The sequence below is a fragment of the Tessaracoccus sp. MC1865 genome (genome assembly GCF_017815535.1).
Classification (GTDB): domain Bacteria; phylum Actinomycetota; class Actinomycetes; order Propionibacteriales; family Propionibacteriaceae; genus Arachnia.
Genome location: NZ_CP072596.1, coordinates 974,920 through 987,950, shown reverse-complemented (window position 1 = coordinate 987,950; position 13,031 = coordinate 974,920). Strand labels below are relative to the sequence as shown.

At 68.8% G+C, this 13,031-nt stretch carries 12 protein-coding genes; 2 read left to right on the top strand and 10 right to left on the bottom strand.

Annotation, left to right across the window (positions count from 1 at the left end; all coding sequences use genetic code 11):
* Positions 1-48: 48 nt before the first annotated feature.
* On the bottom strand, positions 49-939 hold the full coding sequence (locus J7D54_RS04450; RefSeq protein ID WP_182764518.1) for a GNAT family N-acetyltransferase: 891 nt from the start codon (positions 937-939) through the stop codon (positions 49-51).
* A 118-nt stretch (positions 940-1,057) separates the two neighbouring features.
* Here J7D54_RS04450 and J7D54_RS04445 point away from each other — a divergent pair, with 118 nt between their 5' ends.
* Positions 1,058-3,334, top strand: coding sequence for an excinuclease ABC subunit UvrA (locus tag J7D54_RS04445; RefSeq protein ID WP_182764519.1), 2,277 nt, complete (start codon positions 1,058-1,060; stop codon positions 3,332-3,334).
* A 10-nt stretch (positions 3,335-3,344) separates the two neighbouring features.
* On the opposite strand, the gene J7D54_RS04440 is transcribed toward J7D54_RS04445, so the two are convergent.
* From J7D54_RS04440 to J7D54_RS04420, 5 genes are all read right to left on the bottom strand, one after another.
* Positions 3,345-3,890 (bottom strand): DinB family protein, encoded by a 546-nt coding sequence (locus J7D54_RS04440; protein WP_182764520.1) that lies wholly within the window; start codon positions 3,888-3,890, stop codon positions 3,345-3,347.
* Positions 3,891-3,986: 96 nt separating this feature from the next.
* Positions 3,987-4,607, bottom strand: coding sequence for a response regulator transcription factor (locus tag J7D54_RS04435; RefSeq protein WP_182764521.1), 621 nt, complete (start codon positions 4,605-4,607; stop codon positions 3,987-3,989).
* Positions 4,604-5,818: a sensor histidine kinase gene (locus J7D54_RS04430; RefSeq protein WP_182764522.1), complete on the bottom strand. Its 1,215-nt coding sequence runs from the start codon at positions 5,816-5,818 to the stop codon at positions 4,604-4,606. Before J7D54_RS04430 ends, J7D54_RS04435 begins: the two co-directional genes overlap by 4 nt.
* Positions 5,815-6,261, bottom strand: coding sequence for a DUF2871 domain-containing protein (locus tag J7D54_RS04425; protein WP_182764523.1), 447 nt, complete (start codon positions 6,259-6,261; stop codon positions 5,815-5,817). Before J7D54_RS04425 ends, J7D54_RS04430 begins: the two co-directional genes overlap by 4 nt.
* An 85-nt stretch (positions 6,262-6,346) precedes the next feature.
* The gene (locus tag J7D54_RS04420) at positions 6,347-7,417 is read right to left on the bottom strand and encodes an adenosine deaminase (protein WP_182764524.1); all 1,071 of its coding nucleotides are present in this window, start codon (positions 7,415-7,417) and stop codon (positions 6,347-6,349) included.
* A gap of 59 nt (positions 7,418-7,476) precedes the next feature.
* Between J7D54_RS04420 and J7D54_RS04415 the strand changes: the two genes are divergently transcribed.
* Positions 7,477-8,502, top strand: coding sequence for a hypothetical protein (locus J7D54_RS04415; protein WP_182764525.1), 1,026 nt, complete (start codon positions 7,477-7,479; stop codon positions 8,500-8,502).
* Between the two features lie 58 nt (positions 8,503-8,560).
* Here the strand turns inward: J7D54_RS04415 and J7D54_RS04410 are convergent, their stop codons facing one another.
* From J7D54_RS04410 to J7D54_RS04395, 4 genes are read right to left on the bottom strand one after another with little or no spacing between them, the layout of a single operon-like run.
* Positions 8,561-8,956, bottom strand: a complete 396-nt coding sequence (locus J7D54_RS04410; protein WP_182764526.1) for a cytidine deaminase — start codon at positions 8,954-8,956, stop codon at positions 8,561-8,563.
* The gene (locus J7D54_RS04405; protein ID WP_182764527.1) at positions 8,956-10,260 is read right to left on the bottom strand and encodes an ABC transporter permease; all 1,305 of its coding nucleotides are present in this window, start codon (positions 10,258-10,260) and stop codon (positions 8,956-8,958) included. The genes J7D54_RS04410 and J7D54_RS04405 overlap by 1 nt, the downstream gene beginning before the upstream one ends.
* Positions 10,257-11,441 carry an ABC transporter permease gene (locus tag J7D54_RS04400; protein ID WP_182764528.1) on the bottom strand — a complete coding sequence of 395 codons (1,185 nt, stop codon included), beginning with the start codon at positions 11,439-11,441 and terminating at the stop codon, positions 10,257-10,259. Before J7D54_RS04400 ends, J7D54_RS04405 begins: the two co-directional genes overlap by 4 nt.
* Positions 11,434-12,987, bottom strand: a complete 1,554-nt coding sequence (locus J7D54_RS04395; RefSeq protein WP_182764529.1) for an ABC transporter ATP-binding protein — start codon at positions 12,985-12,987, stop codon at positions 11,434-11,436. The genes J7D54_RS04400 and J7D54_RS04395 overlap by 8 nt, the downstream gene beginning before the upstream one ends.
* Positions 12,988-13,031: the final 44 nt, after the last annotated feature.

Sequence of the window (13,031 nt, the reverse complement as noted above, 5' to 3'; positions counted from 1 at the left end):
CTCCCCCGCCCCGAGAGTTGGCGAGCGCGGGCGAACGCTACGAAGGACTCATCCGGCGGTGGGCGGGAAGAGGTAGGCGTAGGTGTGGTGCTCCACGAAGCCCTCCTTGGCGTACAGCGAGCGGGCGGCGGTGTTCTCCTCCCCCACCTGAAGGGCGACGAAGCGGCACTCCACCGAATCCACCAACGCCCGCGTCATCGCCCGCCCCCAACCGGTGCCCCGCAGTGCGGGAGCGACCTCGACCGACGAGATGACCGCCCACGAACCCCACAGGGCGACGCGCCCCACGGCGATGCCCGGGATCTGCGCATAGGTGGCCGGGGCGCTGGTCATCTCCGCCACCAGGTCGGCGTCCGTGCGGCCACCCCGCCAGATGGAGAGCCACCCCTCGTCGGGCTCAGACGACTTCTTGACCTCGACGTGGTCATACGGCAGGTCATCAGCCCGGGCCACCATCACGACGGTGGGGCCACGCAACTCGTAGCCCGCGGCCTTGGCCAGGTCGATGACGGGATCACCCATGACCACCTGCAGGATGGTGGGCCGGCCGCGCCACTCGTCGGCCAGTGTGAGCGCCTCGTTCCACGGCATCCCGGGGTCGCCGCCCACCAGGGTGGAGTTCGCCCGGGTGGTGCGCCGGTTGCCGTCGCGGAGGACCCAGCCGCCCAACCGGGCGCGACGCAGCCCGGGCCAGGTGCGGTCCAGCATCCGCTGCATGGCGTCGGGGGGCGAGGCCGGCAGCACAGTGCGTTCGGGGACCCGTTTCAGGTTCTTCACCATCGAGCGTTGCAGCCACACGGCCGGCTTGTCCTCTGGGAGCACCACCAGGCGGTCGTCGTCGGCGGCGATGAGGTGGCCGACGAGATCTGAGGCGCGCCCGTCCGCGTCGAGATGCCGCAGCGTGATGCGCGGCGCTCCGGCGGGGACCTCGATGATCATTGCGCCAGATTACTTCACCGCCCCCCGCCCCCTCGGTCCCCCGTCAACCCCGTGAGCACTCGGGTGGGGTGGCCAAGGGGTCTGGCCGGGGCCACTCCTGAGGGGGCATACTTGCCCGGTGGCAGAGCATGATCAGATCAAGGTCCGCGGTGCGCGCGTCAACAACCTCAAGGACGTCTCGGTCGACGTCCCAAAGCGGCAGTTGACCGTCTTCACCGGAGTCTCCGGTTCGGGCAAATCGTCCCTGGTGTTCGGCACCATCGCGGCGGAGTCGCAACGCCTCATCAACGAGACCTACCCCGCGTTCGTGCAGAGTTTCATGGCCTCCCCCGCCCGGCCGGACGTGGACCGGCTGGAGAACCTGTCGGCCGCCATCGTCGTCGACCAGGAAAGGATGGGAGCAAACAGCCGGAGCACCGTCGGCACCGCCACCGACGTCAACTCGTTGCTGCGGCTGGTCTGGTCCCGCCTGGGCACGCCCCACGTGGGACCCAGCTTCCACTTCTCCTTCAACACGCCACAGGGCATGTGCCCGGCCTGCGAGGGCAACGGGAAGGTGTCGGCCGTCGACGAGTCGCTCATCGTCAACACCGAACTCTCCCTCAACGACGGCGCCATCACCGTCCCGGGCTACGGGGTGGGCACCTGGCAGTGGAAGATGTACGGCGAGGACCCGGAACTCGACCCGAACAAGCCAGTCAAGGACTACACGTCGGCGGAGCTCGAACGGCTGATGTACGACCCCGGCACCCGGGTGAAGTTCCTGGGCATGAACACCACGCACGAGGGCATCGTCGTGCGCGTGAAGCGCCAGTTCCTCAACCCGGAGAAGGAAGCCGGCCAAAAGCACATCCGCGAATTCGCGGAGCGGATCGGCACCTTCGTCGCCTGCCGCGAGTGCGGTGGCACGCGGCTCAACGAGGCGTCGCGCTCCGCTGAGGTCGACGGCGTGACGCTGCCCGGCGCGCTGGCATGGCAGGTCTCTGATCTGCGCGAATGGGTCCTGGAACTGGCAGGCCACACCACCTCAGCCAAGGCGCTTCCCGTCCTCACCGCGCTGGCGGACCAACTCGGCTCGCTGGTGGAGGTGGGGCTGGGCTACCTGTCGCTCGACCGCGAATCCGGCACGCTGTCCGGCGGCGAGGCCCAGCGGGTCAAGATGGTGGGTCACCTCGGATCCGCGCTGACGGACGTGACCTACGTGTTCGATGAGCCCACCGTCGGCCTCCACCCGCACGACATCAACCGGATGATCGACCTCCTGCAGTCGCTGCGCGACAAGGGCAACACCGTGCTCGTCGTGGAACACAAGCCGCAGGTCATCGAGCGGGCGGACCACATCGTCGACATCGGCCCCGGCGCCGGCTCCGACGGCGGCGAGATCGTCTACGTCGGCGACCTCGAGGGCCTCAGGAGGTCCGGCTCCATCACCGGCGAACTGATGGACCACAAGCCCACGCTGCGCACCCACCGGCGCACGCCGTCGGGCGCGATGGAGATCCGGGGCGCCACGACGCACAACCTCAAGGGCGTCGATGTCGACGTGCCGCTCGGGGTGCTGACGGTGGTCACGGGCGTGGCGGGCTCGGGCAAGTCGTCGCTGATCCACGGCTCGATCCTGTCTGGGGCGCTGAAGAAGGCCGGCGAGATCCGCGTGGTCGACCAGAGCGCCATCCGCGGCTCCATCCGCTCGAACCCCGCCACCTACACCGGTCTGCTGGACCCCATCAGGTTGGCGTTCGCGAAGGAGAACAAGGTCAAGCCCGCGCTCTTCTCCGCCAACTCGGCCGGTGCCTGCGAGAACTGCAAGGGCCTGGGCATCGTCTACACGGATCTGGGCATGATGGCCGGCGTGGCCAACACCTGCGAGGTGTGCGAGGGCCGACGGTTCACCGACGAGGTGCTGCAGTACCGGCTGCACGGCCTCAACATCGCCGAGGTGCTGGCGCTGCCGATCGGGAGGGCAGCCGAGGTGTTCACCGCCGGCACCCCGAAGAAGATCCTGGACCGCCTCCTGGCGGTGGGCCTGGGCTATCTCAGGCTCGGGCAGCCGCTCTCCACCCTGTCCGGCGGCGAACGCCAGCGCATCAAGCTCGCGATCCGCATGGCCGAGGGTGCCGGCGTCTACGTGCTGGACGAGCCCACCACGGGGCTGCACCTCGCCGACATCGAGGCGATGCTGGAGATGCTCCACGGCCTCGTGGACCGCGGCAACTCCGTCATCGTGATCGAGCATTCGTTGGCCGTGATGTCGCACGCCGACTGGATCATCGACGTGGGCCCGGGCGCCGGCCACGACGGTGGCCGCGTCGTCTACGAGGGTACGCCCGAGGGCCTGATGGATGCGGGCACCCTGACCGGCGACCACCTGAGGCATTACCTCAACGGCGGCTGAGTGCGGGCCCTCAGCCGGCGACGTCGTGCAGGTGGTGGATCAGGTCGTGCGCGAAGTACAGGCCCAGCGACTGCGCCGTGAACTCGGAGCCGTTACCCCGGAGCCCCGCCCAGGACCACTGCTCCCCGACGGGCTCGGCCCACGCCTTCGCCGCCGCTTCAGCCCGCTCCTTGACGAGGACGGCCGTGGCGTGGCCGTTGGCCTTCCAGTACTCCTTCTCGACGGCGGCGGCGTCCTGGTCCCAGTCCTCGAACTCGGTGCCCGCGCCGTCGCTGTCGAGGATCAGGCCCAGGCGTTCCGTCATGACCGCCATGACGTCCGCCACGTGTTGCCCGTATTCGATGGGCGACCACGTCCCCGGCCACGGACGCTCCTCCGCGCCCTTCCGCTCGACGGCGACCTCAAACCGCTCGGCCGCGCCCAGGATGAGCGCGGGCAGGTCATCCGGCGACACCGTCGCGGGATCGAAACCACACTCCGGGCACTGGCGCTCGGTGACCCAGGTCCAGTCCTTCGCGTCAGCGACCGGGGTGACGGGTGCATTGGGCTCACTCATGGCACGACATTAGCGCCCGTGGCATTCAGGAGTTCAGCATCCGCCGTCGCCCGCAAGGGAACTGGGCAGCGATCATCCGGCGAGGATCACCAGCTGTCAGCTCAGCAGGCCGTGCCGGCGCGCCGCAGCGACCGCGGCGGTACGCGAATCAGCCCCCAGTTTTCCGAAGGCGTGCACCAGATGCGTCTTCACGGTGCCCTCGGAGATGAACAACTGCCTGGCAATCTCTCGGTTGGTGCTGCCCTCGGCAACCAAACGCAGCACGTCGAGTTCCCGCGCACTCACGGCGGGCACGCCCTGCGACATCCGTTCGACGACGCGCACCTCGAGGTCGCGCGAGAGCACCAGCCGCCCGGCAGCTGCGTCGGCGATGCCCTCGATGATGTCTTCGGGCTGCGCATCCTTGAGCAGGTACCCCGCGGCCCCGGCCAGGACGGCCCTGGCGATGTCGGAGTCGTTGTCGTAGGTGGTGAGGATCAGCACCGCCGGCGGGCGGGGCCGGCGTCTGACCGCCTCGGTGACGCCCACGCCGTCGAGTCCCTCTCCCAGCCTCAGGTCGCAGAGGACCACGTCGGGCGACAACTCGTCCACCAGCCGCAGTGCTTCCTCGCCCGTGGCTGCGGACCCGATCACCTCGATGGCGTCGGCCCCGCTCAGCAGCGCCGCGACGCCGGACCGCACCACCGGATGGTCGTCCACCAGCAGTACCCGGATCATGGCAACGCCTCGTCCGCCCGCACGAGGGGCAGGCGGGCGGTGACGGCCGTGCCACCTCCCGGCTCCGATTCGACGGTGAGCTCACCGCCCAGGTCTGCGAGGCGCTCGCGGAGAGCGCGCAGCCCGTAGCCCCCGTTCATGGTGCGCTCCACCGTGACGGCCGGGTCGAACCCGATGCCGTCGTCGACGACGTCAAGGTGGACGTGGTCCCCTGCGCGGGCCAGCTCGACGCCGACGCGGCCGGCCCGCGAGTGCTGGCGCACGTTGGCCAACGCGTTCTGCGCCGCGCGCAGGAGCGCCACCTCAGTGGGCGTGGCGAGCCGGGGCAGCTCGGGGTCGACGGTGACGTCCCACTGCGCTTCCAGCGCTTCGGCCACCTCAGCCGTCAGGCGACGCAGCGGTGCGGCGAGGCCACCCGCGCCGGCCTCCTCGGGAGCCAAGGCGTAGACGACGCGGCGTGACTCCGCGAGGTTCTCCGTCGCCGTGGCCTCGATCTGGGCGATGAGGTCCCGGGCCGGGTCGTCGGCGGCTTTACGGCCCGCAGCCCGGGCAAGGAGCACGATGGAGGAGAAGCCCTGCGCCAGGGTGTCGTGGATGTCATGGGCGAGCCGGGTGCGCTCAGCCAACTGACCGGCCTCACGCTGCAGGCGCGCGGTCTCGTCATGGGCCCGCAGCACCTCGTCCAGCAGGCGACGGTGCTCAGAGACCTCGTGCTCGAACTTGAGCACACCGCGCGAAAGCCCCACCGCGATCAGTGCGCCCGACAGTGGCCCCAGAATGGAGCCGACGCCGCCGCCTCCGCCCATGCTCAGCACCGTCACGATCACGGCGAGGGTCACGGCGGTGAGCAGCAGGGATGTCAGCAGCGGCAGCACCGCCGCGCCCAGCAGCCACAGCGGAAAGGCGATCCACAGGTAATTCGGTGAGAGCCACATCAGCGTGGTGGACAACGCGAACAGGACGCTCATCCACACCGTGCGGCCCAGCGCGCCCATCCTGTCGACGCTCTGGAGGACCAACACGAACACCAGCAGGGTCACGGCGGCCACGGGCCAGGCCCAGAAAGCTGCCCAACCGAGTTCCGGCAGGACGCTGGCGATGATCAGCAACCCGACGAACATCACCGCCTGGCCGGCCCTCAACCACCAGGACGCCGACCACCTGGGCGCGCGAGCCACGCCCACGTGGGCACGTCGGGAAGGGGTCGTCACGCCTCCACGGTAGCGGTGTCCAGCGGCTGGCGGGCGTCGGCCTTCAGCGCCCTGCCGAGGATGACGAAGAAGTACACCCAGGTGCCGGTCAGGATCATGTGACCGAGGCCCGCGAAGCCGGGCCACATGGCGGAGGTGGCGATGGGGGCCTCGAGCACCTGGAGGGTGCCCTTCACCACCATGGAGCCGAACGTGAAGCCGAGGCCGATGTTGTAGAGCAGCGTGAAGAGCTTGGCGCTCTTCTCCGCGATGGGGAACACCTTGGCCAGCGCAAGGATGGCGAGGAACACCAGGGTGCCGAGCGCCAGTGCATGCGTGTGGGCGGTCGAGAGCATGGTGTCGCCGGTGAACTCGTTGATCTTGGTCATTTCGCGCCAGTAGAGGCCCGAGGCGAGTCCGAGGGCGGTCCAGGTTCCGGCGGAGAGGAAGAGTCGATTCAGCATGTATCCATCGTCGCGATTCCGCTCACAGGTTTCCCCCGGCAGGCATCCATCCTTCGGTGGATCCAGCAGTCCCGGCCTTTCGCCGTCAGCGGGCGGCGGCGAAGGCCGGGCGGATGACCTCGCGGATCATGGACTCGCGCTGGTCGTGCGGCAGGAACGCCGCGCGCATCGCACCCACTGTGGTCTTCTCGACGTCGTCGAGGTCCCAGTGGAAGGTCTCCACCAGCTTGAGGTACTCCCGCGACATGCTGGTGTCGCTCATCAACCGGTTGTCGCAGTTAACGGTCACGTTGAACTGGAGGCCCTTCAGTAGGTCGATGGGATGGTCCTTCATCTCCCCCGCAATGCCGGTCTGGAGGTTCGACGACGGCGCCACCTCGAGCGGGATCTGGGCGTCACGCACGTAGCCCGCCAGCCGACCGAACCGCACGCGGTCCTCCTCGATGGTCAGGTCCTCGACGATCCGCACGCCGTGGCCCAGGCGGTTGCCGCCGCACAGTTGCACGGCCTCCCAGATCGAGGGCGGCCCGAAGGCCTCGCCTGCGTGGATGGTGAAGAACATGTTGTGCTTCTTGAGCAGCCGGAACGCGCCCTCGAAACGCGACGGCGGGAAGCCGTCCTCCGCTCCGGCGATGTCGAACCCGCAGACGCTGTCGTCACGGTTGTCGATGGCCAGTTGCGCGATCTCGACGGTGGGGTCGTCCTGGCGCAGCGAGGTGAGGATCTGCCGCGCGACGATGGCGTGGCCCGACGCCGCGGCCGCCCTCATGCCCGAGGCCAAGCCGTCGCGCACCGCCTCGACCGACTGCTGCAGCGTCAGCCCCTTGGCCAGGTGCTGCGCGGGGGCCCAGCGCGCCTCGGCATAGACGACGCCGTCCTCGGCCTGGTCGACGACGAACTCGTGCGCCACCCGCTCGAGCTGTTCGGCGGTCTGCATCGCGGCGACCGTGTGTGCGAACGTCTCCAGGTAGCGCACCAGCGAGCCGGAGTCTGCGGCCTCGAAGAACCACCGGCGCAGACCCTCCGGATCCGTCGTCGGCAGCTCGTGGCCGTTGGCTGCGCAGTGCTCGATGACGGTTTCCGGGCGCAGCCCTCCGTCGAGGTGATCGTGGAGCGCAACTTTGGGTAGCGCGCGCAAGTCGTCGAGGCTCAGCATGGGCTCAGGTTACCGGGCAAGGCCGGGGAGCTGCTCCCGATCCGTGGCAAGCTGTAGCAATGGCTGCGCTGAACAGAAGAGCACTGATCGCGGGAACCGCAGCGGGGGGCTTCGCCCTGGCGACGGGTTGCACCGACGAAGGCTCGCCGGAGACACCCCCGTCCCAGAGCCCGACGTCGGCCTCGCCGGCCACGGCTCCCCGCAGCCCGTCGGCTTCAGCGTCGCCCAGCCCGTCGCCGGAGCCGAGCAGCCCCTCCCCCGAGCCCTCGCCCACCCCGCAGGTGGCCGAGTTGCCTGGCGGCGGCACCACCCCGTTCCCGGGCCGACGCATGGTCGCGCTCTACGGACACCCCACGGCCCCGGTGCTCGGCATGCTGGGCGAACAGCCACCCGCCCAGGCGGTCACCCGGGTCAACGCCCTCGTCGCCGAATACCAGCAACTGTTGCCCGACGAGAAGGTCATCGGGGCGTTCGAGATCATCGTCACGGTGGCCTCGGCGTCGAAGACGGCCGACGGTTCCTACTCGAACCGCACACCGATCGAGACGATCATGCCGTGGATCGAGGCCGCTGAGGCCAACGACATCTACGTCATCATCGACCTCCAGCCCGGCCGCGTCGACTTCCTCACGCAGGCCAAGCTGTACGAGGAACTGCTCCGCCGCCCGTCGGTGGGTCTGGCGCTCGATCCGGAGTGGCGCCTCAAGCCCAACCAGGTGCACCTGCGTCAGATCGGGCAGGTGGCGATCGAAGAGGTCAACGCCGTGGGCACCTGGCTGGCAGACCTGGTGCGCGACAACAACCTGCCGTCGAAGGTGCTCGTCCTGCACCAGTTCCAGCCCCGGATGGTCATCGGCAGGGAGCGGCTCGACACCAGCCGCCCGGAGATCCAGTACCTCATGCATGCCGACGGGCAGGGCGGCCAGCCGGCGAAGCAGGCCACCTGGCAGGCGCTGCTGAAGGACCTCCCCCAGAACGTGTTCCTCGGCTGGAAGAACTTCGAGGACGAGGACCTGCCCATGCTGACGCCTCAGCAGACGGTGGCGCAGGTCGAGCCGTTGCCCCACCTCGTGTCGTACCAGTAGACGCGTCGGTCCTCCCGTTGCGTCGCACACCAGCGGCAGCGCCGCGGGAGGCGTGCGGTCAGGTGAGGTTGGCGGGGCCGAAGGCCTGCGGCAACATCTCCGCCAAGGTCACGATGCCCGCCGGGGTCTCCATCAGCAGGTCTGCGCCGCCGTGCTCGAAGAGCAGCTGGCGACACCGTCCGCACGGCGTGATCACCTCGCCGCGCGTCTCCCCACCGACGCAGGTGAACGCCACCAGGCGCCCACCCCCACCGGCGACGAGGTCCGAGATCAGCCCACATTCTGCGCACAGCGTGACGCCGTAGCCGGCGTTCTCCACGTTGCAGCCGCTCACCACGCGCCCGTCGTCCACCAGCGCCGCCGCCCCCACCCGGAACCTCGAGTAGGGCGCATAGGCGCGGGTCATGACGCTGAGGGCGGTGGCCCGCAGCGCCTCCCAGTCGATGCTCGTCATCAGTGGCTCTTGATGAAGTGCGCGCCGTCTGCGGCAGGGGCCCGCACGCGTCCGACGAGGCCCGCCACGGCGATGATGGTGGCCAGGTACGGCAGCATCTCGATGAAGTCGCTGGGGATGGGAAGCTGCATGAGCTTCGTGTTCTGGGCCAGCGCGCGGGCGAAGCCGAAGAACAGGGCGACGAATGCGCCGAGGACGGGGTGCCAGCGGCCCATGATCACCGCGGCGAGCGCGATGAAGCCGTTGCCCGCCGTCGGGTTGTTGTCCTGGAACGACCCCACCGAGCCGATGGTGAAGTACGCGCCACCGATGCCGGCGAACACGCCGCCGAGCAGCACGGCCGAGGCCTTGGTCCAGAGCACGTTGATGCCGACGGTGTCTGCAGCGTGCGGGTGTTCGCCCACCGAGCGGACCCGGAGGCCCCACTTGGTGCGGAACAGCAGGAACCACACCAGCGGCACCGCGACGAACGCGATGTAGGTGAGGGGTCGCTGCGTGAACAGGATGGGCCCGAGGAAGGGGACGTCCGCCAGGCCAGGGATCCGGATGGGCAGCATGGGCCGCACGTTGCTGTAGGTGGCGATGTCCTTGGCCACCAACTGCTGGTAGATGAAGCCCGTGAGGCCCGTGGCCAGCACGTTGATGACGACGCCGATGATGACGTGGTCCACCAGGTAACGCAGCGTGAACAGCGCCAGGATCCCGGCCATCATGACGCCGGCCAACGCGGCCGCGAACAGGGCCGCGACGAACGACTGCGTCATGCTGTAGGTCAGCGAGGCCGAGAACGCCGCGGTGAGGAACATGCCCTCGATGGCGATGTTCACCACGCCCGCCCGCTCCGCCAGCACGCCACCCAGCACGCCGAAGAACAGCGGCGTCGCGTATTCGAGCGTGAGGTTCAGCTGGCTGGTGAGGGTGAACGGCAGCGGTGAGCTGGCCGCGGCCCACACCAGGAAGCCGACGACGATGCCCAGGCCGGCGACCACGGCCGCCAGCGTGCGCATCCTGCCGCTGAGCTTCCCGGTGAGGTAGCCGATACCGGCGCCGAGTACCAGCAGGGCCGCGATGAGGACCGTGGCGGTGCCGGGCAGTTCCAGCGTGGGCAACTGCACCTCGGAGAAGGCATCGGACAGGGCGATCCGCCCGGACTTGTTGACGGTGAACGCCATGACCAACAGCGCGACGCCCATGACGGCGATCAGGGTGCCGGTGGAGAGTCGCTGGGCCTTCGCCTCCGGCGACTCGACCTTCTTGACGAGGCGCAGGTCGCTGTCCGGGATGGGCAGGGTCTGGGTGCTCATGCTTCAGCCACCTTCGCGACAGGAACGGAACGACGCTTGGTCTTGCGCTCGTTGAGGAACGGCAGCAGCCACGCGACGAACGCGGGCGCGGCCACGAACAGCACGACGAGGGCCTGGATGAGGTCTGTCAGCTTGTCCGGCGTGTTGGCCATCGTGACCATCGTGCGGCGCGAAGCCTTGAGGGCACCGAACAGCAGGCCCGCGAGCACCACTCCCAGTGGTCTCGATCTACCGAGCAGTGCCACGGTGATGGCGTCGAAGCCCAGCGTGCCGATGATCGTGCCGGTCATCTGGGTGGGCGTGCCGGTCAGGAGCTCAGGGGCGGTCACGGCCTGCACGCCGGCCAGGCCGGCGAGGCCACCGGCGAGGGCCATGGTGAGGATGGTCACGTTGGCCACGCTGGCGCCGGAGGTGGCGGCGGCGTTCGGGTTCAGGCCCACGGCCTTCAGGTGGATGCCGAACTTGGTGCGCTCCAGCAGCCACCAGCAGACGATGGCGGCGACGATGGCCAGGAAGAAGCCCAGATGCAGCCGCGTACCGGCCAGGCGCGGGAGCGTGGCGGTCCACTCCAGGACCGGCGAGATCGGGTCTGCACGGCCGGGCGTCTGGAATGCCGGCTGCAGCATGAGGAACGCCAACAACGAACCGGCGATGTAGTTCATCATGATGGTCACGATGACCTCGTGCGCGCCGGTCTTCGCCTTCAACAGGCCGACGATGCCGCCCCAGATGGCGCCCGCCACGATGCCCACGACGATGGCCAACGGGAGGTGGATGAAGATCGGCAGGCCCTTGATGCTGAAGCCGATGAAGGCGGCCGTCAGGCCGCCGAGCATCGCCTGGCCCTGGGCGCCGATGTTGAACAGCCCGGCGCGGAACGCCACGGCGACACCGAGGCCCGCGCAGATCAGGGGCGCAGCCTCCGCCGTCGTGTTGGTGATGGCCACCCAGGAGCCCATGGAGCCGACCCACATGGCGTAGAACGTGGCGGAGATCTTGTCCCACGACGCGACGAGCGCGTCGCCGGGCCTGGAGAAGAAGTAGCCCCACGTGGAGGCGACCTCGGCGTCCGTGAACACCATCACGAACGAGCCGACGATGAACGCGAGGATCAGCGAGGCCACCGTGATGATGGCGGAGGTGACCCACGCCGGACGGGGTGCCTTCACTTTGTCACTCATTGCCGGCCTCCTTGATCGTGGCGAGTGCGTCCTCGTGGCTGATGCCGGCCATCATGAGGCCGAGCACATTGCGCGGGGTGTCCGGCGGCACGATGCCGACGATCTTGCCGCGGTACATGACGGCGATCCGGTCCGCGAGGGACTCGACTTCCTCCAGTTCCGTGGAGACGAGCAGCACAGCGGTGCCGCGGTCGCGTTCCTCCACGATGCGGGTGTGGAGGAACTCGATGGCGCCGACGTCCACGCCGCGGGTGGGCTGGTTCGCGACGAGCAGTGACAGGTCGCGCGACAGCTCGCGGGCGAGCACCACCTTCTGCTGGTTGCCGCCGGAGAGCGAGCGCACCGGTTGGGTGTGCGAGCCGGCGCGGATGTCGAACTCCTCGATGCGGGCCACCGCGTTGTCGGCGATCTTCTTCAGCTGCAGCGAACCGCCGCGCGAGAACTCGTCGAGGTTGTTGAGCACGAGGTTCTCCGCGATGGAGAACTCACCGATGAAGCCGTCGCGGTGCCGGTCCTCCGGCACGTAGCCGAGGCCGGCCTTGATGGTCTTCGCCGGCTTGGCGCGGGTGATGTCCAAGCCGTCGAGGGTGGCGGTGCCACTGAGCGCCGTCCTGGTGCCGAGCAGGGTCTCGACGAGTTCGGTCTGGCCGTTGCCCTGCACGCCGGCGATGCACACGATCTCGCCGCCGCGCACATCCAGGCTGAGGTGGTCGACGGCGACCTGACCCGACGGGGCGGCCACCGTCAATTCATTGATCGTGAGGCGGGGTTCGCCGGGCTCCGCCGGCTTCTTGTCCACCTTCAGCGACACCGAACGGCCCACCATCATGGTGGCCAGCTCGGCCTCGGAGGCGCCGGGCTCCGCCTTGCCGACGACCTTGCCGCGGCGGATGACCGTGATGTCATCGGCGACCTGGCGCACCTCGCGCAACTTGTGCGTGATGAAGACGATCGCCCTGCCTTCGTCGCGGAGGGCCTTCATCACGAGCATCAGCTCGTCGATCTCCTGCGGAGTGAGCACCGCCGTCGGCTCGTCGAAGATGAGGTACTGCGCGCCGCCCGCGAGGGCCTTGAGGATCTCCACGCGCTGCTGGATGCCCACCGGCAGGTCTTCGACCAGCGCGTCGGGGTCCACAAACATGTTGTAGCGCTCGCTCAGTTCGCGCACCGCCTTGCGGGCGGAGTTGATGTCGAGGAGGCCCCCGCTGCCGGGTTCGCGGCCGAGCACCATGTTCTCCGCGACGGTGAAGACCGGGATCAGCATGAAGTGCTGGTGCACCATGCCGATGCCCTTGGCCATGGCGTGCTTCGGGTTGGTGAGGTTGAGCACCTCATCACCCATCCGGATCTCGCCCTCGTCCGGCTGCAGGAGCCCGAAGAGGATGTTCATCAACGTCGATTTGCCGGCGCCGTTCTCGCCCAGGAGGCAATGGATGCGCCCCGGCGTGATGTCCACGGTGATGGCGTCATTGGCCGTCAGCGATCCGAATCGCTTGGTGATGTGGTCCAGCGTCAGCGTCGGTGCCTGCGCGGTGGTTACTGTCACGTCGGAGTTCCTCCCCTCGCCTGGTGCGGCGTGGTTCGTAGCGT